This is a genomic window from Pseudomonas sp. GW821-FHT09E04 (assembly GCF_059416185.1).
In genome coordinates this window covers 709,735-734,530 of the sequence record NZ_JBWKOR010000001.1, presented here as the reverse complement: position 1 = coordinate 734,530, position 24,796 = coordinate 709,735, and the positions used below count along the sequence as shown (strand labels likewise).

Genomic DNA, 24,796 nt, shown 5'->3' with positions numbered 1-24,796 from the left:
CGTGAGGTTTCAGCCTCGCGAGCGTGAAGCGCTTTTATCGTAAGACAGTGCGGTATATAGATATCTTATCGTCGCATAATGTTGTTGTTTTGGTGGGTAATGCATCAACTAGTCGCACTGTATTGAACGGTGTTTCAACTTTATTCTGAATGTCCACTTCAAGATAAAGTTGTTAAACATGGATGTTGAAAAGAATAAATCAAGTTTGCCCGTCATGACGCCAGCTCAACAAGGCGTCTTCTATGAGTTATATAAAAAACAAATACCCACCTGGCTGCTTGGGTCTTCAGAGGCCGCGCGCAATGATCTCTATGAAAGTTTCAAGGCCAGTTTCAAATCACGTCATGCCGCGCTGGAAAAACTGCGGGCGCTAAAATCCCCACAGAGCTTTTGCACACCCCTTCTGGCCAAGGCCATGGCTGAGAAAATGGGCGAGCCCTTCGAAGTCGATGGGGCGATTTTTCAGCATGTACGCTCAACGTCAAGTCTGTTGGGGCTGCGCAAGAAACTGGTGTTGCCGATCAATCGCGATCTGTTGACGGCCGCCTGTGAAAATTTCGAGTTGTCTGAAACCCTGGCCAGCAGCTATCACGAGAGCTCTTTGCTCTACGTTCCGCAGAAAGTAACGGGGCGATCCAACCGGGTTTTGCCGATACAGCCCCATGAGTTCGCCAGACTTTGCCGATACCTGGATCTTGGCAAGCAATACCAGAAACATGTGGAAGGTTTCTTTGGCAGCGACACTCAAATCGCCAGTTTGCAGGAAACATCTGTCGCTTATTCCAGGGATCAATTCGATGTTGATCGGCATATCGCCTACATGCGTGGTCACATCAGCGCCGATGTTTATCAGATGCTCAAGTCGGTCAAGAACTCGGAGTCCTCGATCAAACTGGGCAAAAACACGTTCGGCTATCAAAGTCTTGAAATGCTCGGTGTGCAACTTCGAGGCGCCATGTTCATCGGCCTGATCAGCGAGCCAGAGGAAGACGATTACCGTTGTGTGATCTATATGCCGGGCGATCCTGATCATCCATTGAAAGAGTATGCGTCATTCCAGAAATTCGAGCTTGAGCTGAGCGGGCGTTTACGCAATTCCGAGTTCCGACGTTTTTTCATGCGATTTCTTCCTATGCAAGATCGCTCGCTTTTCCTGACCGGACTGAGTGTGCGGTTGTTGAATGCCAGGCCGAGCCAGTTTCCCATTACTTCGACCTATCTGTCGCTGACAGGCATCGATCTTGAAGGTGACGCAAAACGGGATCTGTTTCTGGCCATCTTCCAGCACCGCGCGGCTCAGGTGCGGGCCGACACTCGTCTGTTGGTGGTGCCCACCGACGATGAGGATGAGAAAACCCGTCTGGCCAGGCTCGACACCTACAAAGCCATCGGACTGAATACGCTGTTGTTTTTTGTCTCCTTTGTGCCGGTGCTCGGTGAAGTCCTGTGCGCCGTTGCCGGGCTGCAATTGCTCGGCGAGATTTACGAGGGCATCGACAGCTGGGCTCACGGCGATCAGGAGCATGCCGCCGATTGTCTGTTTGACACCCTTGAGAACCTGATCCTCATGGCGAGCTTCGCCGCTGGCGGTGTGGCCACCGGCGAGGCCTATAGACTCGTGCGCTCGTCGAGTTTCATGCAGAGGTTGCGGCGCGTCCCGGTTGGCGCGATGTCGCATCGACTTTGGAATCCGGACATGACGGCTTACCGTCATCGTGAATCCTTGCCGAGCAACCTTGCTGCCGACGCACAAGGGTTGGTCTGGCGCGCAGACAAGCGCTATTTGCCGCTGGGCCCCGATGCGTACGCGGTGCGTCCGGTAACCGGCACCGGCTTGTGGGAGGTGCATGACCCGCAGTTGCCCGAACGCTATTCACCTTTACTTGAGACCAACGGTGCGGGCGCCTGGCGTCACGATTCCGAGTTGCCTCACGAATGGAGCTCCTTGACCCTGTTCCGTCGTTTGGGGTTCCGGGAAGAGAAGGTTTCAGATACTCGTGCGCTGCAAATCATTGCGGCCAGTGGCATCGATGAGGCGGTTATGCGGCAGCTGTTTGTCGAGCGCGGCAAACCGATGGCGGCGCTGTCGGATTCTGTAAGGCGTTTTCGCGCAGATACCGACGTCGGGTTGTTCATGGAGCAGATGGCCTTACCGGCGTCTGCCCCCATGGCAGACGCCGATCTGCAGTTGTATTTGCTGACGGGGGAAGGGCGCTGGCCTCGAGACATGGCGATTGTTGTGGAGGACATCACCGGCGACGAAGTGACGCGCTACGGTGCAGATAATGCGGCCCGTCAGGTGAAAATCAGTGAGGACTTGCTGAGCAAGGGACAGTTCCATACGCCATTGTTGGCAGCGCTCAATGACAGTGAACGTTCGCGTTTGCTGAGTTCGGCTACCGTGGAGCGGAAAAACCAGACGGCGCTGCTGGTCAGTCACATTGCCGCGCTGGCACCGCGCATGCGCATGGCGATGATGGATCGGCTGTTCCGGCGAGCCGACATTTGCGAACTTTCCAGAAACGAGCCGATCGTCAAGGCATTTCCGGGACTTTCAGCCAGTGTTGTCGACGAACTGGTGCAACACGCCGATGCGCGCGAGTGGGAGCAGCTGGAATCCGACAGTGTACCGCTGCGCCTGGCCGAAGAGGCGCGGCGCTATCAGCCGATCCAGCGTCTGAACCGGGCCTATGAGGGGTTGTACCTGGACGCGGCCTGCGGGCGCGATCCCGACATGCTGATACTCGACACGTTGACCCATTTGCCTGGCTGGCCTGGCGATGTGTTTGTCGAAATTCTGGATTGGGGTGTGTATGCCGATCAGCGGGCAACCATCGGCCCGAGTGACGCCGCGCACAAAGTGCTGATCGAAGCCTACGCCGAGCGCTATCAGGGCCAGGACACGCGTCACACGGTCATCTCCAGTCAGCCAACGCGCACCCGGGCGAATTTTTTCCAGACATTGTGGGAAAGCTTGCCGGCCCACAGTCGCAAGGCCATCGGGGTCGACAAGGACATCGACGGCACTGGCTTGCGGCAGAAAATCACTGTATCGGCACTGCAGCGGCGCGAGGCATTCGCCAAGGTGTTGGGAATTGAACCGGTGAGCGCCGATTACCGTTCACCCATGGGCCTGGCGGATCGTCGGATCGAGCAAGCCTTCGTCCAGCAGTCGGCTCCTTCGAGTTCTGCATCGGGAACATCTCCCATGCTCATACGCCGGGCGCAGGAGCTGTATCCGGCCCAATCCCCCGCGCAGCTCAAACGTTTCGTGGCCTCGCTGGGCACCGACGAAGTCTTGGTCATCAGATCGCTGGAGCGGCTGCGCGAGCAATACAGGACGATGGTCGAAACCCTGGAGCGCTGGACTCACCGCGATACGTATTATCAGGAAGAGGAGGGACCGAGAATCAAGGTGCCTACCCATAGCAAGGCTCGGGCAATGCAAGCCATTTTGCGCGCCTGGCGCAAGGAAACCCGCCACTCCGTGCACTCGGGTCATCCGACCTACAGTCTGACATTCGATGCAGCGCCGCTGGGGGAAATGCCGACCCTCGTTGGTGATTTTGCCCACATCACCGCTTTGGAGATGAGTGGCGTCGGCGCCAGTGCGGGGTTGAACACATTTTTGCGTAACTTTTCCGGATTGCGGGTGCTGGATCTGTCAGGGAACGGGTTGACGCGCATTCCTCTTGCGATCGGCGATATGCCGGCGCTGACCGGGCTGGATCTGAGCAATAACCGCATTCGCCTGACCGAGCGATCGATGCAGGAACTGGGCGGCAAGCAGCATTTGCGCACGCTGGACCTTGGGTTCAACTCGACTTTGGGGCGGACGCCTGATGTCAGTACGATGCGCAGTTTGCGCCATCTGAACCTGCGTGACACCGGCATCAGCGAATGGCCCGGGAACACCGATGTGCTTGCGCATCTGGAGTCTCTCGATTTGCGCAACAACAAGATCGTCGATATCCCGTCGTCCGTGTTCACCTCCCGCGCGGTACTGAACCGGGGCACCACGATCGATGGCAACCCGCTGTCGGCGGCAAGCCTCAAAGACATCGCTGCGTACCAACAGTCACAAGGTATAAGCCTCGGCGTGCTCATCACCGAGTACACCCACACCGTACGATTGGCGGGTGATCGTGAGGGGGCCGGGTGGGTCAACGGTCTGCCGGCGGTGGAGATCGGCCGGGCGAAGCAGGTGCTGTCATCGCTGTCGGCTGCCCCGGACTCCCGGGATTTTTTTGAAGTGCTCATGCAACTGCGTGAAACGGCCGATTACTTCCGAACCCGCGAACAGCTCGGGCAGCGGGTGTGGAATGTGCTGGAGGCGGCCTGCGAGGATGATTCGTTGCGTCGAGCGCTGTTTCGCATGGCCCGGTCAGGTTGGGTCAGTGCCCCCAATGTTGCGGGGCTGTTCAGCGATCTGGAGGTCAGGGTGCTGTGTTATCGGGCAGCGGCAGCGGCCCGCACCGGTACACAGACACTGGAAGGCGACCTGGTCCGTCTGTTGCGCGGGTTGTTTCGTTTGCAGCAGGTGGAAAAGCAAGCGTTGCTCGATATTGCGCGACGTTCCCGCTCAGGGACCTTCACTCAACGTCAGGCGCTGGATGTCAGCCTGATTTACCGGGTGAGACTGGCACAGCGCCTGGCGTTGCCAGCACAACCCACAGAGCTGAATATGCCGCTGGATACCGAGGTGACTGACGCGCAGATCGATCACGCGTATCTGGAGGTCGTCAGGGCCGAGCAGACGGCGCAACTGACTGAGTCGGTCAGCAGGCAGGAGTTCTGGTCCGAGTATTTGCTGACGACACGTCAGGATGCATTTACCAGCGTTCTCGATCGCAGTGCACAAGCGTTTTCGCGATTGGAAGCACAGGCCGGGTTGTCTCGTGAGGCCGCCAGTCAGCAAATGACGACGATCTTCGACAACTTCAGAAATGAAAGCCTGGAACTGCGAAAACAACTGACCAGCGCGGCACTGGCGAGGCATCCGGGGCTGACTTTGCCGGTCACGCCGGGGCCCGGCAGGTTAGGAACGAGAGAGGGATAAGCAGAGCCCCCGAGCCCGCGCAGGCGGGCTCGGGGTACACGGTCAGCGGCGACGGAACAACGGCAGGGGTTCGTCAGTGGCGGCCTGATAGGTCACCGAGAAGTCCTTGAGGCTTTCCAGTGCATCGTACGGATCTTTGTCCGCGCGCAGGGCGAAGGCGTCGAAACCGCAACGGCGCATGTAGAACAACTGGTCGCGCAGCACGTCGCCAATCGCCCGCAGTTCGCCTTTGAAACCGTAACGGTCACGCAGCAGGCGGGCGTTGGAGTAGTTGCGGCCATCGGTGAACGCCGGGAAGTTCAAGGCAATTACCTGGAACTCATTCACGTCGTCACCGATTTCCTCGGCTTCTTCGTCGGCGTCCAGCCACACACCCAGACCGCCATCGCGGGCCTTGAGCATGCGGCTGTGTTCACGCCACAGTTGCAGCGGGACGATCAGGTCGTCGCAGTTGCTGATCTCGTCGATGTTGAAATCCTTCGGCAGCAGGTGCCAGGTTTCGTCGACGACCTCGTTGTTCTTAATGATTCGCTGCATAGACGCGTTCCTTGAAGAGGTCGATGCCAATACGCTGGTAGGTGTCGATGAAGCGCTCGTCTTCGGTACGTTGCTCCACGTACACGTCGATCAGCTTGGAGATCACGTCCGGCATGTCGTCCTGGGCGAAGGACGGGCCGAGGATCTTGCCCAGGCTGGCGTCGCGGCTGGCGCTGCCGCCGAGGGAGACCTGATAGAACTCCTCACCTTTCTTGTCCACCCCGAGGATGCCGATGTGGCCGACGTGGTGGTGACCGCAGGCGTTCATGCAGCCGGAGATGTTCAGGTCCAGCTCACCGATGTCGAACAGGTAGTCCAGGTCGTCGAAACGGCGCTGGATCGATTCGGCGATCGGGATCGACTTGGCGTTGGCCAGGGAGCAGAAATCACCGCCAGGGCAGCAGATGATGTCGGTCAGCAGGCCAATGTTCGGGGTGGCGAAACCTTGTTCACGCAACTCGCCCCACAGGGTGAACAACTGGCTCTGCTCGACATCGGCCAGAATGATGTTCTGCTCGTGGGAGGTGCGCAGTTGACCGAAGCTGTAGCGGTCGGCCAGGTCGGCGACGGCGTCGAGCTGCTTGTCGGTGATGTCGCCCGGTGCGACACCGGTCGGCTTCAGGGACAGGGTCACCGCCACATAGCCTGGCTTCTTGTGCGCCAGGGTGTTGCGGGTGCGCCAGCGGGCGAAACCCGGGTGTTCCTTGTCGAGGACGGCCAGTTCGGCGTCTTGATTGCTCAGCGCCTTGTAATCCGGGTCGACGAAGTGTTTGGCGACGCGATGCAGTTCGGCTTCGGTCAGCGTTGTCTGGCCGCCGCGCAGGTGTTCCATCTCGGCATCGACTTTCTGGGCGAAGACTTCTGGAGTCAGCGCTTTGACGAGGATCTTGATCCGCGCCTTGTATTTGTTGTCACGACGGCCGTAGCGGTTGTAGACCCGCAGGATCGCGTCGAGGTAGCTCAACAGATCCTGCCACGGCAGGAACTCGTTGATGAAGGCACCCACCACCGGAGTACGACCCAGACCGCCGCCGACCAGCACGCGGAAACCGAGTTCGCCAGCGGCGTTGTGGACCGGCTCAAGGCCGATGTCGTGGACTTCGATGGCCGCGCGGTCGGAGGTCGAACCGTTGACGGCGATCTTGAATTTACGTGGCAGGTAGGCGAATTCCGGGTGGAACGTGGTCCACTGACGAACGATTTCGCACCACGGACGCGGATCGATCAACTCGTCGAACGCAACACCGGCGAACTGGTCGGTGGTGACGTTGCGCAGGCAGTTGCCGCTGGTCTGGATCGCGTGCATCTGCACGGTGGCCAGTTCCGCGAGGATGTCCGGGATGTCTTCGAGTGCCGGCCAGTTGAACTGTACGTTCTGGCGGGTACTGATGTGGGCGTAGCCCTTGTCGTAGTCACGGGCAATCTTCGCCATCATGCGCATCTGACGCGAGGTCAGTTGGCCGTAAGGCACCGCCACCCGCAACATCGGCGCGAAACGCTGGATGTACAGGCCATTCTGCAGGCGCAGGGGGCGGAATTCTTCTTCGCTCAGATCACCTGCCAGATAGCGTCGGGTCTGATCACGGAACTGCTTGACGCGGTCCTCGATGATCCGCTGATCGTACTCGTCGTATACGTACATATAAGTCCTGTTCTCAGGCTTTGGGCTACTCGGAAAACGCTGCGTTTTCGCTTGCTGGAGTCCGATGGTGCCTCTGCAATTACGCGCGCACGGCCGCGCACTCCCTAATGGAGCCGGGGCAATATACCCGTTTGCAGTTATGCGCAAAAGTGATGTTTGAGTATATGGAAAGAACCAAAACGACTAACGAGAATCACTGTTAACTAACCCACATTTGTCGTGCGGACAATCATCGTCTTAACTGTGGTCGAGTCTTTCTGCAATCACCGATAAAACCGACAAGAGGCGATGCAATGAGCAACCCAACCAAGGCAAGGAAAAGCGATAGCAGTGTCGATGCGTGGGCCATTCTGTTCCTGATCATTCTGGTCGTTGGAACAGCGGTGTTCTGGGTCAGTCATCAGTAAAACGACCCCTCCGGGCCCGCTTCCGACGATTGTCGGACAAAAAGCGGGATCAGGCGCTAATGGCCGGCGATTGAATGGCTATAATGCGCGGCCATTTTTCCCCGGGCCCGGATGCTTCATGTTCAAGTTTCTCCACATCAGTCTGCTTTTGCTGGGCATGGCCTTCGGGACCAGTGCGCGGGCGGAGTCCGTGCTGTTCCTGAATCCGGGCTCGACCCAGGAAGCGTTCTGGGTCAGTTACTCGCAATTCATGCAGGCCGCCGCTCGGGATCTTGGAATCGACCTGCACATCCTCTATGCCCAGCGCCAGCCCGAACTGACCCTGGCGCAGGCGCGACTGGCGTTGCAGGGGCCTGATCGCCCGGATTATCTGGTGTTCGTCAATGAACAGTACGTCGCGCCGCAGATTCTGCGCATGGCCAATGACAGTGGCGTGAAGCTCTTTATCGTCAATTCGGCACTGACACCCAACCAGCAGGCGCTGGTGGCAGAGCACGCGGATCGTATCGGTAGCCTGGTGCCCAACGATGAGGAGGGTGGTTACCTGATGATGAAGGAGCTGATTCGCCTGCATCCACCCGTGGCCCCCGGTGAAAACATCGACCTGCTGGCGTTCTCCGGCCTGAAGATCACACCTTCGGCGCAACTGCGTGAAAAGGGCATGCAGCGGGCGCTGGCCGAGCATCCTCAGGTACGTTTGCGGCAACTGGTCTACGGCGGCTGGACGCAACAACGTGCCTACGAGCAGGCGAAGCAATTGTTGGTCCGATATCCAAAAGTGTCATTGGTGTGGGCGGCCAACGATGAAATGGCGTTCGGTGCGATGCGCGCCGTTTCAGAGGCCGGCAAAGTACCGGGCAAGGACGTGTTGTTCAGCGCGGTCAATACCTCGCCCGAAGCTTTGCAGGCGATGGTTGACGGTCGCCTGAGCGCGTTGCTCGGCGGGCATTTCACTCTCGGTGGCTGGGCGCTTGTCGAACTGCATGATCACGCGCAAGGCGTCGATCTGAATCGGTACGGCGGTCGTGACCGGCAGATTCCATTGTTGCAACTGATCGACAGAGATCATGCCCGCCGAATGCTGGCCATGGGCACTTCGCCGGACTACGGCGTGCATTTTCGCAAGCTCTCGGCGAAGGGCCGTCCGGTTTCGTATCGCTATCCGTTCAACCTGCAAACCCTGATGCACTGACGCCGGTCACGCGCCTGCCAGATGCACCACCAGTTGCACGATGCCAAACAGCGTCAGGGCGAACACCGCCGTGAACGCAATGCCCAGGAAGATGAAGTGGCTGGGCTTTCCATGGGTGAAGTCCCTTGCCCGGTTCTTGCCGCTCTGCACCCCGAACGCCGCCGCCATGACGCTTTGCAGCATCTGCCAGAAGGTCGGTGGCTTGTTGTCGACTGGATCGTCCATAAATCCCTCGTCTGCCGTGTGTGTCAGACAAGCATAGCCAACCCTTTCCGGGGCGCAGAAATACCTGTGGGAGCCAATAGGCTCCCACAGGGTGTCGCGTGTCGCGTGAAGCTGGATCAGTTGTCGTAACCCAGGTTCGGCGCCAGCCAACGCTCGGTCAGGCTCAGTTCCTGGCCTTTGCGCGAGGTGTAGCTCTGCACCTGATCCTTGTCGACCTTGCCCACGGCAAAGTACTGCGCCTGCGGATGCGCGAAGTACCAGCCGCTGACCGCTGCCGCCGGGAACATCGCGTAGTGCTCGGTGAGGAACACACCGCTGCGACCGGCGCGCATTTCCTGGGCCTCAGGGTCGAGCAGGGCGAACAGCGTGGCCTTCTCGGTGTGATCCGGGCACGCCGGGTAGCCCGGGGCAGGGCGGATGCCGGAATACTGCTCTTTGATCAGTGCTTCGTTGTCGAGAACTTCATCCTTGGCGTAACCCCAGTGCTCTTTACGTACCTGCTGGTGCAGCCATTCGGCACAGGCTTCGGCCAGGCGGTCAGCCAGGGCTTTGACCATGATCGAGTTGTAGTCGTCGCCAGCGTCCTGATAGGCCTTGGCCACTTCTTCGGCGCCGATCCCGGCGGTGGTGATGAAACCACCGACGTAGTCAGTCACTTCGCTGTCCTTCGGCGCGACGAAGTCGGCGAGCGAGAAGTTCGGCTTGCCGTCGGTCTTGATGATCTGCTGGCGCAGGTGATGCAGGCGCGCCATCGGCTTGCCGTCATCGCCGTACAGCTCGATATCGTCGTCATGCACCTGATTGGCCGGCCAGAAGCCGAACACCGCACGGGCGCTGATCAGCTTCTCGTCGATCAGCTTGGTCAGCATTTCGCGGGCATCCTTGTACAGCGAGGTTGCGGCCTCACCGACCACTTCGTCTTCGAGGATGCGCGGGAACTTGCCGGCCAGGTCCCAGGAGATGAAGAACGGCGTCCAGTCGATGTACTCGGCCAGGACGTTGAGGTCGATGTTGTCCAGCACACGGCTGCCGGTGAACGTCGGTTTGACCGGGGTGTAAGTGGCCCAGTCGAACTGCGGTTTTTTCGCGATCGATGCGGCGTAGCTCAGGCGTTCGGTACGGGCGCTGCGGTTGGCGGTGCGCTCGCGGACTTCGACGTACTCCTCGCGGGTCTTCTCGACGAAACCGGCCTTCAGCTCTTTGGACAACAACTGCGTCGCCACGCCCACGGCGCGGGAGGCGTCGGTGACGTAGACCACCGCGTCATTGCTGTACTTCGGCTCGATCTTCACCGCCGTATGTGCCTTGGAGGTGGTCGCGCCGCCGATCATCAGCGGCAGGTGGAAGTCCTGGCGCTGCATCTCGCGGGCCACGTGGACCATTTCATCCAGCGACGGGGTGATCAGGCCGGACAGGCCGATGATGTCGCACTTCTGTTCCTTGGCCACTTGCAGGATCTTCTCGGCTGGCACCATCACGCCGAGGTCGACGATGTCGTAGCCGTTGCAACCCAGTACCACGCCGACAATGTTCTTGCCGATGTCATGCACGTCACCTTTAACGGTGGCCATGAGGATCTTGCCCTTGGCTTCCGGCTTGTCGCCTTTTTCCAGTTCGATGAACGGGATCAGGTGGGCTACGGCCTGCTTCATCACGCGGGCGGATTTCACCACCTGCGGCAGGAACATTTTGCCGGCACCGAACAGGTCGCCGACGATGTTCATGCCGGACATCAGCGGGCCTTCGATCACTTCGATCGGACGGGCGAAGGACTGACGGGATTCTTCGGTGTCTTCGACGATGTGGGTGGTGATGCCCTTGACCAGTGCGTGTTCCAGACGCTTGTTGACGTCCCAGCTGCGCCATTCTTCGGTCTCGGCTTCCTTGACGCTGCCGTCGCCCTTGTACTTGTCGGCGATGGCGAGGAGGGCGTCGGTGCCTTCCGGCGTGCGGTTGAGGATCACGTCTTCAACGGCGTCGCGCAGTTCCTGCGGGATCTGGTCGTAGATTTCCAGCTGACCGGCGTTGACGATACCCATGGTCAGGCCGGCGCGGATCGCGTACAGCAGGAACACCGAGTGAATCGCCTCGCGCACCGGGTTGTTGCCACGGAACGAGAACGACACGTTGGACACACCACCGGAGGTCAGCGCATACGGCAGTTCGTCACGGATGTAGGCACAGGCGTTGATGAAGTCCACAGCGTAGTTGTTGTGTTCTTCGATACCGGTGGCCACGGCGAAGATGTTCGGGTCGAAGATGATGTCTTCCGGCGGGAAGCCGACTTCGTTGACCAGAATGTCGTAGGAGCGTTTGCAGATTTCTTTCTTGCGCGCTTCGGTGTCGGCCTGGCCGGCTTCGTCGAACGCCATCACCACCACGGCGGCGCCGTAGCGTTTGCACAGTTTGGCGTGGTGGATGAACTGCTCGACGCCTTCTTTCATGCTGATCGAGTTGACGATGCCCTTGCCCTGAATGCACTTCAGGCCCGCTTCGATCACGTCCCATTTCGAGGAGTCGATCATGATCGGTACGCGGGAGATGTCCGGCTCGCCGGCAATCAGATTGAGGAAGGTCACCATGGCCTTCTTCGAATCGAGCATCCCTTCGTCCATGTTGATGTCGATCACTTGGGCGCCGGCCTCGACCTGCTGCAGGGCGACTTCCAGGGCTTCGGTGTAGTTGTCTTCACGGATCAGACGGGCGAATTTTGCGGAACCGGTGATGTTGGTCCGCTCGCCGACGTTGACGAACAGCGAGCTGCGATCGATGGTGAACGGCTCCAGACCCGACAGGCGGCAAGCCTTGGGAATGTCCGGAATCTGCCGTGGCGCGTAACCGGCAACGGCTTTGGCGATGGCTTCGATGTGGCCCGGGGTGGTGCCGCAGCAACCGCCGACGATGTTGAGGAAACCGCTCTGGGCGAACTCTTCGATGACTTTGGCGGTGTCCACCGGCAACTCGTCGTACTCGCCGAATTCGTTCGGCAGGCCGGCGTTCGGGTGCGCCGAAACGTGGGTGCTGGCCTTGTCCGACAGCTCTTCCAGGTACGGACGCAGTTCACGGGCGCCGAGTGCGCAGTTCAGACCGACCGAAATCGGCTTGGCGTGCGCGACGGAGTTCCAGAACGCTTCAGTGGTCTGGCCCGACAGGGTACGGCCGGAGGCGTCGGTGATGGTGCCGGAAATCATGATCGGCAGTTCGATGTGCAGCTCTTCGAACACGCCTTGCACGGCGAAGATCGCGGCCTTGGCGTTGAGGGTGTCGAAGATGGTTTCGATCAGGATCAGGTCGGCGCCGCCCTCGATCAGGCCTTTGGTGGCTTCGGTGTAGTTTTCCACCAGCTCATCGAAGGTGACGTTGCGGTAGCCCGGGTTGTTGACGTCCGGCGACAGCGAGCAGGTGCGGCTGGTCGGGCCGAGCACGCCGGCGACGAAACGCGGCTTGTCCGGGTTCTCGGCGGTCTTGGCGTCGGCGACCTTGCGCGCCAGTCGTGCGCCTTCTACGTTGAGTTCGTAGGCCAGCTCTTCCATGCCGTAATCAGCCATGGAAATGCGGGTGGCGTTGAAGGTGTTGGTTTCCAGGATGTCGGCACCGGCATCCAGGTAGGCTTTCTCGATGCCGCCGATCACGTCGGGACGAGTAATCACCAGCAGGTCGTTGTTGCCCTTGACGTCGCTCGGCCAGTCGGCGAAACGCTTGCCGCGATAATCCTGCTCTTCGAGCTTGTAGCTCTGGATCATCGTGCCCATACCGCCATCGAGTATCAGGATGCGCTCTTTGAGGGCTTGCTTGAGAGCTTGAAGGCGGACGCTGCGATCGGACATTGGGACTACTCGAAAAAGACCATGACGAAGGAGCGGGATCATAACAAACCTGTGCGGATTTAGAGCATGCGGCACTTTTGCATGAATATCGCTCATGTTGGCACGGGCGTCATAACGGTAGAATCGCGGCGTTTTTATTCAGGATCAGGATCAAGGATATGTCGTACCGCGTCGTCAGCATGGTGTTGCTGTTTTTGAGCTTTGGCGCGGCGGCGCAAAGTCCTGCGATCTCGCCTTCGATTTCTTACACCCGCGACATCCAGCCGATCTTCACCGAGAAGTGCGTGGCCTGCCATGCGTGCTACGACTCCGCTTGCCAGTTGAACCTGGGCAGCGGTGAAGGCGCGGCCCGTGGCGCGAGCAAGATGCCGGTCTACGACGGCGAGCGTACTCAAGCGGCGCCGACCACGCGGCTGTTCTACGACGCTTTTGGCAAACGTGCCTGGCAGCAGAAAGACTTCTATTCGGTACTCGACGCCCAGGGCAGTCAGGCGGCACTGATGGCGCGCATGCTGGAATTGGGGCACAAAACGCCACTGACACCCAACGCCAAGCTGCCGGAAGACATCGTCCTCGGCCTGCAACGGGAAAACATGTGCGCGATGCCGGCCGAGTTCGACGGCTATGCCGGCGCCCACCCGAAAGAGGGCATGCCGCTGGCGGTCACCGGCCTGACCAACCAGCAATATCAGACGTTGCAGCGCTGGCTGGCGTCCGGCGCGCCGATCGATGAGCAGGGTCTGGCGCCGAGCGCCAAGGAAGCGCTGCAGATCGTGCAGTGGGAAAACCTGCTCAATCAGCCTGGCGCGCGGGAGAGTCTGGTCGGGCGCTGGCTGTATGAGCACTGGTTCCTGGCGCACATCTACTTCAAGGACGGCGAGCCGGGGAATTTCTTCCAGTGGGTGCGTTCGCGCACGCCGACCGGCCAGCCGATCGACCTGATTGCCACCCGTCGCCCGAACGATGATCCGGGCACCCAGGTGTATTACCGCCTCTGGCCGGTGCAGGGCGTGATCGTGCACAAGACCCACATCACTTATCCGCTGAGTGCGGCGAAGATGGCGCGGGTCAAAAGCCTGTTCTACAACGGCAACTGGCAGGTGCATGCGCTGCCGGGTTACGGGCCACAGAGCCGGGCCAACCCGTTTGCGACCTTCGAAGCGATTCCGGCGCAGGCGCGTTATCAGTTCATGCTCGATAACGCCGAATACTTCGTGCGCACGTTCATTCGCGGCCCGGTATGCCGTGGCCAGATCGCAACTGACGTGATCCGCGATAATTTCTGGGCGCTGTTCCAGGCGCCGGAACATGACCTGTACATCACCGATCCGAATTATCGCGGCCAGGCCACGCCGTTGCTGGCCATGCCGGGGCAGAACGACGATGTCGGCAGCGTCCTGAGCCTGTGGCACGACTATCGCAACAAGCGAAACAAGTACGAAGCCTTGCGCCGTGACAGCTACGCCGACCAACCGGCGCCGAGCTGGTCGACCCTGTGGGCGGGCAACGACAATGCGCTGTTGAGCATCTTCCGCCACTTCGACAGCGCGTCGGTGACCAAAGGCCTGATCGGCGAAGTGCCGCAGACCATGTGGCTGTTCGACTATCCGCTGCTGGAGCGCACCTATTACCAGTTGGCGGTCAACTTCGATGTATTCGGCAACGTCTCCCATCAGGCGCAGACCCGACTGTACTTCGACCTGATCCGCAATGGCGCCGAGCAGAACTTCCTGCGCCTGATGCCGGCCGATTCCCGCGAGGATTACCTCGACGATTGGTATCAGAGCAGCGGCCAGTTCAAGATGTGGCTGGACTATGAGTCCATCGACGACGACAAGCCAACGGCACTGAAACTCGACGGAAAAGACCCGAAGCATGACTTCGCCATGCAGTTGCTCGCCCGTTACGGCGACCTCAACGCACGGCCCGATCCGATCAATCGCTGCGTGGATGCCTACTGTTCGCGGCCGAACATCGACCCGGCGCTGCAAAATGCCGAACAGGCCCTGAGCCGCCTGACGGCGCGCCCTGCAGCCGGCCTGAAGGTGATCGATCAGTTACCGGAAGCCACCATGCTGCGCATCGAAACTGCCAGCGGCAAACGCGAGGTCTACAGCCTGCTGCGCAACCGCGCCCACAGCAACGTGGCGTTCCTGCTCGGTGAGTCACTGCGTTATCAACCGGGCCTCGACACCCTGACCATTTATCCGGGCGTGCTGAGCAGCTACCCGAACTTCATGTTCAACATCCCGGCGGATCAGGTGCCGGCGTTTGTCGATGCCATGGAAAGCGCGAAGGATGCGCCGCAGTTCGAGAAGATCGTCGAACGTTGGGGTATTCGCCGCAGCCATCCACAGTTCTGGTTCTACTTCCACGATCTGAGCCAGTACATCCATGAAACCGACCCGGTGGAAGAGGGCGTGCTGGATATGAACCGGTACGAGAATCTTTGATCGGTTTGATCGATGGCAGCTGTCCCAATCCTGTGCAGCACGGGATCGGGAGCGCCATCGATGTTGATTTCAGTGCAGGCCCTGCGAGCGCTCGCCGCGTGGGCGGTGGTCTGCCATCACTTCATGCAGATTTTCTTCGACTCGGTGTATCTGATGTACGTGCTGGTGCTGTCGGGCAGGCGCTTATCTGGCCCGACGCTATGGGATCAACCCGTATTTGATGTTATTTGTCTGTGCGCTGGCCATCAGAGACGCCTCATGGCTGAGCTGCGAATGGGTAGAAAAACACAGCTATCCGAGGCTTAAAGCACGGATTGACGGCGAACCTGGCGCTTGGCCGATTTGCGAACTATTCCTACGTAAATACTAGGACTTTGTGCCGCGCGCCGATTGGCGTAAACTCCGCCTCAAGCCTGCGAGGAGTTTCCATGACCGCTATTACCATTACCGACGCCGCCCATGATTACCTGGCCGATCTGCTTTCCAAGCAGAACACCCCGGGTATCGGCATCCGCGTCTTCATCACCCAGCCTGGCACCCAGTACGCCGAAACCTGCATTGCCTATTGCAAGCCGGGCGAAGAGAAACCTGAAGACACAGCGCTGGGGCTGAAAAGCTTCACCGCCTACATCGACTCGTTCAGCGAAGCGTTTCTCGACGATGCTGTCGTCGACTACGCCACCGACCGCATGGGCGGCCAGCTGACCATCAAGGCACCGAACGCCAAAGTACCGATGGTCAACGCCGACAGCCCGGTCAACGAGCGCATCAACTATTACCTGCAAACCGAAATCAACCCGGGGCTGGCCAGCCACGGCGGTCAGGTCAGCCTGATCGATGTCGTTGAAGACGGCATTGCCGTGCTGCAGTTCGGCGGCGGTTGCCAGGGCTGCGGCCAGGCGGACGTAACCCTGAAGGAAGGCATCGAGCGCACCTTGCTCGAGCGCATTCCGGAGCTCAAGGGCGTTCGCGACGTGACCGACCACACGCAGAAAGAAAACGCCTACTACTAAGGCGTTCGCTGCGGCATAAAAAAACGGCGCCCCGTGAGCGCCGTTTTTTTATGGTCGATACAAATGCGCATGCCCCGCGCGATACAGCGACGATTCACTGAAATGATCGCTGCCCAACACCCGCCCGACCAGAATCAGTGCCGTACGCCGAAACCCCTTGGCGGCCACCTTCGCGGCAATATCCTCCAGCGTCCCGACCACCCAGTCCTGATCCGGCCACGTCGCCCGGTGGATCACTGCGATCGGGCAGTCCGCACCATAGTGCGGCAGCAGTTCGGCGAGGATTTTCTCCAGATGATTGACCCCCAAATGAATCGCCATGGTCGCCCCGTGCTGCGCGAGGTTACCCAGTTCTTCCCCGGCGGGCATCGCGGTCTTGTCCGCGTAACGGGTCAGGATCACGCTTTGCGAGATGTCCGGCAGAGTGAGTTCGGCGCCCAACAACGCCGCGCAGGCAGCAGTGGCGGTTACGCCGGGGACAATCTCGAACGGGATGTCCAGCTCGCGCAGATAACGGATCTGCTCGCCGATGGCGCCATACAGGCTCGGATCGCCCGAATGCACCCGCGCCACGTCCTGGCCCTTGGCGTGGGCGGTCTTGATCAGATCGATGATCTGTTCCAGATGCAGTTCGGCGCTGTTGACCACGGTTTCAGCCGAATGACCGTCCAGCACCGCCGCCGGCACCAGCGAACCTGCATAGATGATCACCGGGCAGCTGCGAATCAGTCGCTGACCTTTGACAGTGATCAATTCCGGGTCGCCGGGGCCGGCGCCGATGAAGTAAACGGTCATCGTTGGATCCTGTGAAAGTAGGGCAGGTCGAGGCTTCAAGAGCAGTTCAGATGAAGAATGCTCATGATCGAAAGCGAGGATTATCGGGAATTTACGCCGCGCCGGCCAATGCCAGGGTTGCCTGGGCGTACTTTTGCCGGGAAATCAGCAGTTTTGCCGGGGCCTGGATCAGTTGTTCGGCAAGCGCCAGTGCGGCGCTTTCCGCCACCCCGTAGCAACCGGTGCGTTCGAAAGCGATCTGCGAATGGTGACTCAGGCGTTGCTGATAACTGGCCAGTTCTTCGCTGCTGAAATACAGCAGCGGCAGCGCCAGTTGTGCCGCCAGTTCCTGCAGGCCGGGTTCGTCGCGTTTCAGGTCGATACTGGCCAGGGCCTTGACCGCTTCGAGTTCGATGCGATGAGCCTGCAGGGCCTGGTCGAGCAAGGCGCGCAGCGTACTGGCCGGGCAGCCGCGCTGGCAGCCCAGGCCGACCACCAGAGTCGGCGCTGCGCTGTCATCGGTCATGCGTGGTATTGACCATCGCTTTTGCGGCGGAACAACCAGGCGCTGATCAGGCCCAGGGCCAGCCAGAACGCCACGTTGGTCAACTGCGAAGCGATTTTGAATTGAGCTTCCAGTGCTTCCGGCGCGAGCATCGAGTGCACTTCCGGTTGCGGGGCGCCGATCACGTGTGGCACAGCGAGAATCGCCACGCCGAGGATCTTCAGCAACCAGTTGCCACCGAACGCGATCAGCGCCAGGCCGACAGCGGTCGACGCGGCAGTGCCGATCCACCACATCTGGCGCGACGCCAGGTCTGCAGCGGCGGTGCCCGGCAGCTCAGGTGGCAGGCCCAGTGTCGGTGCGAGCACGAAAGTCGCGTAACCCGCCAGACCCCAGAGCAGGCCTTGCGACGTCTTGGTCGGCGCACGCAGGGTGTACAGACCGGCCAGCATCAGGGCGAAACCCACGGCCACGACCAGATTGCCGCCGGTAGTGGAAACCACGCGCTGCCAGCCGTCTTCCGGCTCCCAGGCTTCGGCATCGTGGGTGTGGGCGGCGGTGCCGGCGGCGTGTTCGTGAACGGCGGCAACCGGCTCGGCTTTCTCGAAGGTCTCTGCCTGAAGAATCAGCGGCGACACCCAGAAGCTTTGCAGCAACGTCAGGAGCAGGGCGGCCAGAAGGCCGGTGAAACCTGCGGTCTGCGCAATACGCTTGATCATGTCGTCAGGTCTCAGTGGCACGGGAACGCGGCGCTGTGGCGGGTATCGTGAGCGGCGTTGTGAACCGCTTCGATGTGCGAGAAACCGGCGAAATAGACCAGGCTGGCACCCAGGATCGACGCGAAGATCGCAGCGGTCAGGCGTTGGCTCAGGGTGGTGGTGCTGGAGATTTTGTCCGTGTTGCTGCCGGTGCTGCTGATGATCGACATGGCGCTTCCCTCTGGAGTGTCAGCGGGTGAACGGTGCGCATGAAAACCCCTGCGAGTCGGGCACGCAGAGGTTCGAACAGCGCCCGCCCACCGCGGGTTTGTTATGTTCAGTGACGCAAGATGCGTACTGTGTGTTGCGGGCCGGTCTCCGGGCTCACGAGGGGTGGCTGTCTGCCGACCTGCAAGCGTCACCTTCCCATGCCTGGGGGCACAGTGGATCTGACGCTTCGCTCGCTTACCGTTGCGGGGGCAGCACCGGACTGACATGGCTTTAGAGTAAAGCACATGATTCACCGGTTTCCCGTTTCACCCTTTGCAGGGCACCCGTAACAAGTTGTGTAGGAGACCATGGGTTGGGGAATTTAGTCAATTTTGTGGGCATATCCGTTTTTGTGGGCATATCCGTTGCTGCGGTTATGGCCACTTAGGGTTCCGCCCTTACGGCGGGTCACTTTTTCCAAACGCCCGGAGTGCCGGGGCAGGTCCACCAAAAAGGCTTTACCCTGACGTACGGCCCTCGCTGTGGCTCGGGTTCCTTCGCTCCGGGATTGATCCGGGGGCATCGCCTACGGTTTGCTTCGCTGCACCTCCTCTCGATGTGTTTGGCTTCGCCAAACGGTCGCTGCGCTCCCACCCCCGGATCAATCCCTCCACTCAGCCTGCCGACGGGCCTTGCGATCAAAAGCGGTACTTGAGCTAACGCTCATCGTGGTGAGGGGCTTTTGATCTGGCTTTTGCTCTGGCTCTGGCTTTTGATTTTTTGCCCCTTCGGCAGGCCGAGCAGAGGTGTTCATCAGGGGGTAGGCGCGTAGCGCCGTGCGGCGAAGCCGCATACATCGAGAGGAGGTGCAGCGAAGCAAACCGGAGGCGATGCCCCCTGATGGACACCGTAGCGAGGGAACACTGAGCCTAAGCGAAGTGCCGTACGCCGGGGCAAAAGCCTTTTGGTTCCTTTTTGGCGTTTGAAAAAGGGACTCGCTGTAAGAGCGAAACCGCCAGCGGCAGCACCCGAAGCAACGGATATGCTCTCGTTCCCAAACTCCACGAACCATTGACCCATCCCCACACCCTGCGTAGCCTTGCGCTTTCGAGGTTCTTCGGCCCACGCCGAAGCTAAGAAGGGAACGCGGTCCAAGCCGCGGCTGCCCCCGCAACTGTGAACGGTGCTGTTCGCTGCCACGCCACTGCCAGCTCAATCCAGAGCCAGCGGGAAGGCGCAGTAAACGCCGGGCCAAGGCCTGAACACCGTCAGCCAGGAGACCTGCCTCGTCACAGATTCTCACTTTCAACCGGGCGGGGTGATCCGGTGGCGAACTCTCCAGGCACGCACCCGTGTTGCCGGTCTCGTCCCGTATGCCCGCCACCTTGCCAAAGGGCATCCGATGAAAACACTGGCCAAACTCCCCGTCACCATCGTCACCGGCTTCCTCGGCTCGGGCAAAACCACCTTGCTGCGGCACATGCTCGACAACGCTCAGGGCCGCCGTATCGCGGTGATCGTCAACGAGTTTGGCGAGCTGGGCATCGACGGTGAAATCCTCAAGCAGTGCACCATCGGCTGCACCGAAGAAGAAGCCACCGGCCGCGTCTACGAACTGGCCAACGGCTGCCTGTGCTGCACGGTTCAGGAAGAGTTCTTCCCGGTGATGCGCGAACTGGTGGCCCGTCGCGGTGACCTCGACCACATCCTCATCGAAACTTCGGGCCTGGCTCTGCCAAAACCGCTGGTGCAAGCCTTCCAGTGGCCGGAAATCCGTAGCGCCTGCACCGTTGACGCGGTGATCACCGTGGTCGACAGCCCGGCCGTGGCCGCCGGCACCTTCGCCGCGTTCCCGGATCAGGTTGACGCCCAGCGCAAACTCGACCCGAACCTGGACCACGAATCACCACTGCACGAACTGTTCGCCGACCAACTGGCCAGCGCCGATCTGGTGATCCTCAACAAGGCCGACCAGACCAGCCCTGAAGACCTCGCTCGCGTACGCCTGGAAGTCGCCGAAGAGCTGCCGCCAGCGGTGAAAATCATCGAAGCCAGCAACGGCCGTCTGCCGCTGGACGTGCTGATCGGCCTCGGTGCCGGTTCCGAAGAGCACATCGACAGTCGCCACAGCCATCACGATCACCACCACGGTGAAGGCGATGACGATCATGACGACCACGATCACGATGCTTTCGATTCGATCTCCATCGAACTGCCGCAAGCCGACGAAAGCCTGTTGCTCGATGCGCTGACGCAACTGGTGGTTCAGCACGGCATCCTGCGGGTCAAAGGCTTCGCGGCGATCCCGAACAAGCCGATGCGCTTGCTGATCCAGGGCGTGGGCACGCGTTTCGACAAGCATTTCGACCGTCAATGGGGCGCCGATGAGGCACGTGTGACGCGTCTGGTGTTGATCGGCCAGGAACTGGACGCGGCCAAGCTCGAAGCGCAATTGCGCGCCGCGCTCAGCGTTTAAGCCATGCACCTGCTCAGGACCCAGCCCGGCGGTTTCGTGTCGGATGACAACATTGCCGATCTAGGACAAACCCCCGCCGAGCTGGTGATCCTGTGCAGCGGCGACTCCAGCCTTGCGCTGCTCGCCGAAGCCGCGCAGCAGCTGCCCGAAGATTACCCGAGCGTGCGGCTGGCCAACCCGATGCAGGTGCAGAACCATGCGTCGGTCGACCTCTACGTTGACGAAGTGCTGCGCCACGCCAAGGTCATTCTGATTTCGCTGCATGGCGGCATCGCTTATTGGCGTTATGGCGTCGAGCGGCTGGTCGAGTTGTCCGAGCGTGGCGTGCAGGTGATTCTGGTGCCGGGCGATGACCGTCCCGACCCGGAGCTCAGCGACTTGAGCACCGTGGGCGCCGAGGATCGTGACCGGCTCTGGCAGTTCCTGCGTCAGGGCGGCATGGGCAATGCGCTGGACTTCTTCCGCTGTCTGGCCAATCGCTGGCTGGCGCGGGATTACGTGTGGGGCGAGCCGCAAACGCTGCCGCGCACGGCGATTTACCACCCAAACAAAAACACCGCCGCACTGAGCGACTGGCAAACCGATTGGCTGCCCGGTCAACCGGTCGCGGCGGTGTTGTTTTATCGCTCGCATTTGCAAGCGGCCAACACGGCGTTTATCGACGTGTTCTGCCAACGGTTGCAGGCTGCCGGACTCAATCCGCTGCCGATCGCCGTTGCCAGTTTGAAAGAGCCCGGTTGCCTGTCGGTGGTCGAGGACTGGCTGGATGAGGTCGAGGCTGGGGTGATTTTGAACACCACCGGTTTCGCCCAGTCCAGCCCGGAAGCGCCACATCTGCGGCCGTTCCGTCGCAACATTCCGGTGATCCAGGCGATCTGCGCCCAGGACAACGAGCCAGGTTGGCGTGACAGCGAGCAGGGCCTCGGCCCTCGGGATCTGGCGATGCACATCGCCTTGCCGGAGCTGGACGGCCGGATCATCAGCCGACCGATCAGCTTCAAGGATCTGGCCTGGCGCAGCGAGCGCAGTCAGTCCGATGTCGTGTGTTATCGGGCGCAGCCTGAGCGCATGGATTTCGTCGCCGAACTGGCGCGGCGCTGGGTCGATCTGGCGCGGGTGCCGAACGCTGAAAAACGTATCGCGCTAATCCTCGCCAACTACCCGACCCGTGACGGGCGCATCGGCAATGGCGTCGGCCTCGACACGCCGGCCGCCGCGCTGAATATCCTGCGGGCATTGCAGGCAGAAGGTTATCCGCTGCCGGCCGAATTGCCGGACAGCGGAACCGAACTGATCCGGCAATTGCTCGGTGGCGTCAGCAACGACCTCGATACTCTGGATCAGCGCCCGTGCCAGCAAAGCCTGGCGATGAACGATTACCTGACGATGTTCAATGCACTGCCCGAAGCCAATCGCGCGGCTGTGCTGGAACGTTGGGGTTCGCCGCAACACGATCCGATGTGCCGTGACGGGCGGATGATGATCGCCGGCCTGCGGTTTGGCCTGACCTTCGTCGGCATTCAACCGGCGCGGGGATATCAGGTCGACCCGAGCGCGGTGTATCACGATCCGGATCTGGTGCCGCCGCACGCGTACCTCGCGTTCTATTTCTGGCTGCGCCAGACCTACGGCGCTCACGGCGTGATCCATGTCGGCAAGCACGGCAATCTCGAATGGTTGCCCGGCAAAGGCGTGGGTCTGTCGGAGAACTGCTGGCCGGACGCGCTGCTCGGGCCACTGCCGAATGTCTATCCGTTCATCGTCAACGACCCGGGAGAGGGCGCCCAGGCCAAGCGTCGCACCCAGGCCGTGATCATCGACCATTTGATGCCGCCGCTGACCCGCGCCGAAACTTACGGCCCGTTGCGCAATCTCGAATTGCTGGCCGACGAATATTACGAAGCGCAATTGCTTGATCCGCGCCGCGCCCGTGAATTGCAGCGCGACATTCTGCAACTGGTGCGTGACACGCAGATCGATCGCGAACTGCAACTCGACGAAGCCCTCGACAGCGACGCTGACGCGGCGATCTGGCTGCCGCGTCTGGACACTTATCTGTGTGATCTGAAGGAGTCGCAGATCCGCGATGGTCTGCACATTTTCGGTGAGTCGCCGAGCGGACGGCTGCGCATCGACACCTTGCTGGCGCTGCTGCGGATTCCCCGTGGCGATGGCAAAGGTGCTCAGTCGAGCCTGTTGCGGGCATTGGCCAAGGCGTTTCAACTGGGTTTCGATCCGCTGGATTGCGCTTTGGCTGATCCTTGGACGGGCCCGCGTCCAATGGAGCTGCTGTCGGTCAGCGATGAAGTCTGGCGTACGGCGGGGGATACCCGAGAGCGTCTAGAGCTGTTCGCGGCGCAATTGATCGAGCAGTCACTGGCGGGTGATGTGGCGCAACTGGACGCTTCTGGCTGGTCAGATGTGCAGGCGATCGTCAGTGCCCTGCGCGAAGTGATCGCCCCACGTCTGGACGCCTGCGGCCCAGCCGAAATGCAAGGTCTGCTCGACGCTCTGAGCGGTCGCTTTGTCCCGGCAGGCCCAAGCGGCGCACCGAGTCGCGGTCGCCTCGATGTATTGCCCACCGGGCGCAATTTCTATTCGGTGGACGTGCGCAACCTGCCGACCACCACCGCGTGGCGGATCGGTTTCCAGTCCGCAACCCTGATTCTCGAACGACACCTGCAGGATCACGGCGACCATCTACGCCAGCTCGGTTTGTCGGTCTGGGGCACGGCGACCATGCGCACCGGCGGTGACGACATCGCCCAGGCCATGGCGCTGATGGGCGTGCGTCCTGTGTGGGCGACGGGCAGTCAGCGCGTCGATGACTTTGAGATTCTGCCGCTGAGCCTGCTCGACCGGCCTCGGGTCGATGTCACGCTGCGGGTCTCTGGATTTTTCCGCGACGCGTTCGCCAATCTGATTCGTTTGTTCGACGCTGCCGTGCAAGCCGTGGCGGAGCTGGACGAACCGGACGACCTCAATCCGCTGGCCGCCAAAGTGCGTGCCGAACGTGAGGCCTTGCGGCAGTCAGGGCTGGACGAAGAGGCTGCCCGGCGTCAGGCCGGCTGGCGGATCTTCGGTGCCAAGCCCGGCGCTTATGGCGCGGGCGTGCAGGGCGCCATCGATGGTCGCCTGTGGCAGAGCCGCGAAGATCTGGCCGAGGTCTACCTGAACTGGGGCGCCTACGCCTATGGCGGTTCCGATGAAGGCACCGCCGCCCGCGAGCAATTCGTCCAGCGCCTGAGCCAGGTGCAGGCCGTGCTGCAAAACCAGGACAACCGCGAGCATGACTTGCTCGATTCCAACGACTACTACCAGTTCCAGGGCGGCATGCTCGCGGCCGTCGAAACCCTGCGCGGCGAAGCGGCGGCCAGTTATCACGGCGATCACAGTCAGCCGGATTTGCCGAAGATCCGCACCCTGAAAGAAGAGCTGAACCGGGTGATCCGTTCCCGGGCGGCGAATCCGAAATGGATCGACGGCGTCAAACGCCACGGCTATAAAGGCGCGTTCGAACTGGCGGCAACCATCGACAACCTGTTTGCCTTCGATGCCACCACCCAACTGATCGACGATCACCAGTACGCGTTGCTGGCCGACGCCTATCTGCTGGACCCGGCGACCCGCGAGTTCGTGCGCGAGCATAATCCCCACGCGCTGCGCGACATGACCGAGCGCATGCTCGAAGCGCAGCAGCGCGGGATGTGGCAGGAGCCGGGCGCGTACCGCGAAGCGCTGGAAAACCTGTTGTTGGATATAGAAGAAGAGAGCTGAA

At 60.7% G+C, this 24,796-nt stretch carries 15 protein-coding genes and 2 riboswitches; of the genes, 7 read left to right on the top strand and 8 right to left on the bottom strand.

Annotation, left to right across the window (positions count from 1 at the left end; translation table 11 throughout):
* Positions 1–178 precede the first annotated feature (178 nt).
* Complete coding sequence (locus AC07N4_RS03290; RefSeq protein ID WP_493064930.1) at positions 179–5,059, top strand: dermonecrotic toxin domain-containing protein; 4,881 nt, start codon at positions 179–181, stop codon at positions 5,057–5,059.
* Between the two features lie 42 nt (positions 5,060–5,101).
* Here the strand turns inward: AC07N4_RS03290 and AC07N4_RS03285 are convergent, their stop codons facing one another.
* Positions 5,102–5,596, bottom strand: coding sequence for a DUF934 domain-containing protein (locus AC07N4_RS03285; RefSeq protein ID WP_096819964.1), 495 nt, complete (start codon positions 5,594–5,596; stop codon positions 5,102–5,104).
* Entirely contained in the window at positions 5,580–7,238 is a 1,659-nt protein-coding gene (locus AC07N4_RS03280; protein WP_493064929.1) for a nitrite/sulfite reductase, read from the bottom strand. The genes AC07N4_RS03285 and AC07N4_RS03280 overlap by 17 nt, the downstream gene beginning before the upstream one ends.
* A gap of 525 nt (positions 7,239–7,763) precedes the next feature.
* On the opposite strand from AC07N4_RS03280, the gene AC07N4_RS03275 reads away from it, so the two are divergent.
* Positions 7,764–8,837 (top strand): ABC transporter substrate-binding protein, encoded by a 1,074-nt coding sequence (locus AC07N4_RS03275; protein ID WP_493064928.1) that lies wholly within the window; start codon positions 7,764–7,766, stop codon positions 8,835–8,837.
* 6 nt (positions 8,838–8,843) lie between these two features.
* On the opposite strand, the gene AC07N4_RS03270 is transcribed toward AC07N4_RS03275, so the two are convergent.
* Together AC07N4_RS03270 and metH are read right to left on the bottom strand one after the other, a co-directional pair.
* A complete protein-coding gene (locus AC07N4_RS03270) occupies positions 8,844–9,062 on the bottom strand; it encodes a DUF2970 domain-containing protein (protein WP_096819961.1) in 219 nt (72 codons plus the stop codon).
* Positions 9,063–9,178: 116 nt separating this feature from the next.
* Complete coding sequence (gene metH / locus AC07N4_RS03265) at positions 9,179–12,889, bottom strand: methionine synthase (RefSeq protein WP_096819960.1); 3,711 nt, start codon at positions 12,887–12,889, stop codon at positions 9,179–9,181.
* Between the two features lie 158 nt (positions 12,890–13,047).
* Between metH and AC07N4_RS03260 the strand changes: the two genes are divergently transcribed.
* The 3 genes from AC07N4_RS03260 (at position 13,048) to nfuA (ending at position 16,355) form a co-directional block, all read left to right on the top strand.
* Positions 13,048–15,342 (top strand): fatty acid cis/trans isomerase, encoded by a 2,295-nt coding sequence (locus tag AC07N4_RS03260; RefSeq protein WP_493064927.1) that lies wholly within the window; start codon positions 13,048–13,050, stop codon positions 15,340–15,342.
* A gap of 60 nt (positions 15,343–15,402) precedes the next feature.
* The gene (locus tag AC07N4_RS03255; RefSeq protein WP_493065209.1) at positions 15,403–15,648 is read left to right on the top strand and encodes a hypothetical protein; all 246 of its coding nucleotides are present in this window, start codon (positions 15,403–15,405) and stop codon (positions 15,646–15,648) included.
* A gap of 122 nt (positions 15,649–15,770) precedes the next feature.
* The gene (gene nfuA / locus AC07N4_RS03250) at positions 15,771–16,355 is read left to right on the top strand and encodes a Fe-S biogenesis protein NfuA (RefSeq protein ID WP_003225494.1); all 585 of its coding nucleotides are present in this window, start codon (positions 15,771–15,773) and stop codon (positions 16,353–16,355) included.
* 48 nt (positions 16,356–16,403) lie between these two features.
* On the opposite strand, the gene cobM is transcribed toward nfuA, so the two are convergent.
* The 4 genes from cobM to AC07N4_RS03230 form a co-directional block, all read right to left on the bottom strand.
* Positions 16,404–17,150, bottom strand: coding sequence for a precorrin-4 C(11)-methyltransferase (cobM, locus tag AC07N4_RS03245; protein ID WP_493064926.1), 747 nt, complete (start codon positions 17,148–17,150; stop codon positions 16,404–16,406).
* Between the two features lie 91 nt (positions 17,151–17,241).
* Complete coding sequence (locus tag AC07N4_RS03240) at positions 17,242–17,655, bottom strand: cobalamin biosynthesis protein (RefSeq protein ID WP_085730754.1); 414 nt, start codon at positions 17,653–17,655, stop codon at positions 17,242–17,244.
* Complete coding sequence (locus AC07N4_RS03235) at positions 17,652–18,353, bottom strand: CbtA family protein (protein WP_192558150.1); 702 nt, start codon at positions 18,351–18,353, stop codon at positions 17,652–17,654. Before AC07N4_RS03235 ends, AC07N4_RS03240 begins: the two co-directional genes overlap by 4 nt.
* 11 nt (positions 18,354–18,364) lie before the next feature.
* On the bottom strand, positions 18,365–18,562 hold the full coding sequence (locus AC07N4_RS03230) for a CbtB domain-containing protein (protein WP_016983301.1): 198 nt from the start codon (positions 18,560–18,562) through the stop codon (positions 18,365–18,367).
* A 122-nt stretch (positions 18,563–18,684) separates the two neighbouring features.
* Positions 18,685–18,905, bottom strand: a riboswitch (cobalamin riboswitch).
* A 730-nt stretch (positions 18,906–19,635) separates the two neighbouring features.
* Positions 19,636–19,845: riboswitch (cobalamin riboswitch) on the top strand.
* A gap of 99 nt (positions 19,846–19,944) precedes the next feature.
* On the opposite strand from AC07N4_RS03230, the gene cobW reads away from it, so the two are divergent.
* On the top strand, positions 19,945–21,018 hold the full coding sequence (cobW, locus tag AC07N4_RS03225; protein WP_096821605.1) for a cobalamin biosynthesis protein CobW: 1,074 nt from the start codon (positions 19,945–19,947) through the stop codon (positions 21,016–21,018).
* 3 nt (positions 21,019–21,021) lie between these two features.
* Positions 21,022–24,795 (top strand): cobaltochelatase subunit CobN, encoded by a 3,774-nt coding sequence (cobN, locus tag AC07N4_RS03220; RefSeq protein WP_493064925.1) that lies wholly within the window; start codon positions 21,022–21,024, stop codon positions 24,793–24,795.
* Position 24,796 lies beyond the last annotated feature (1 nt).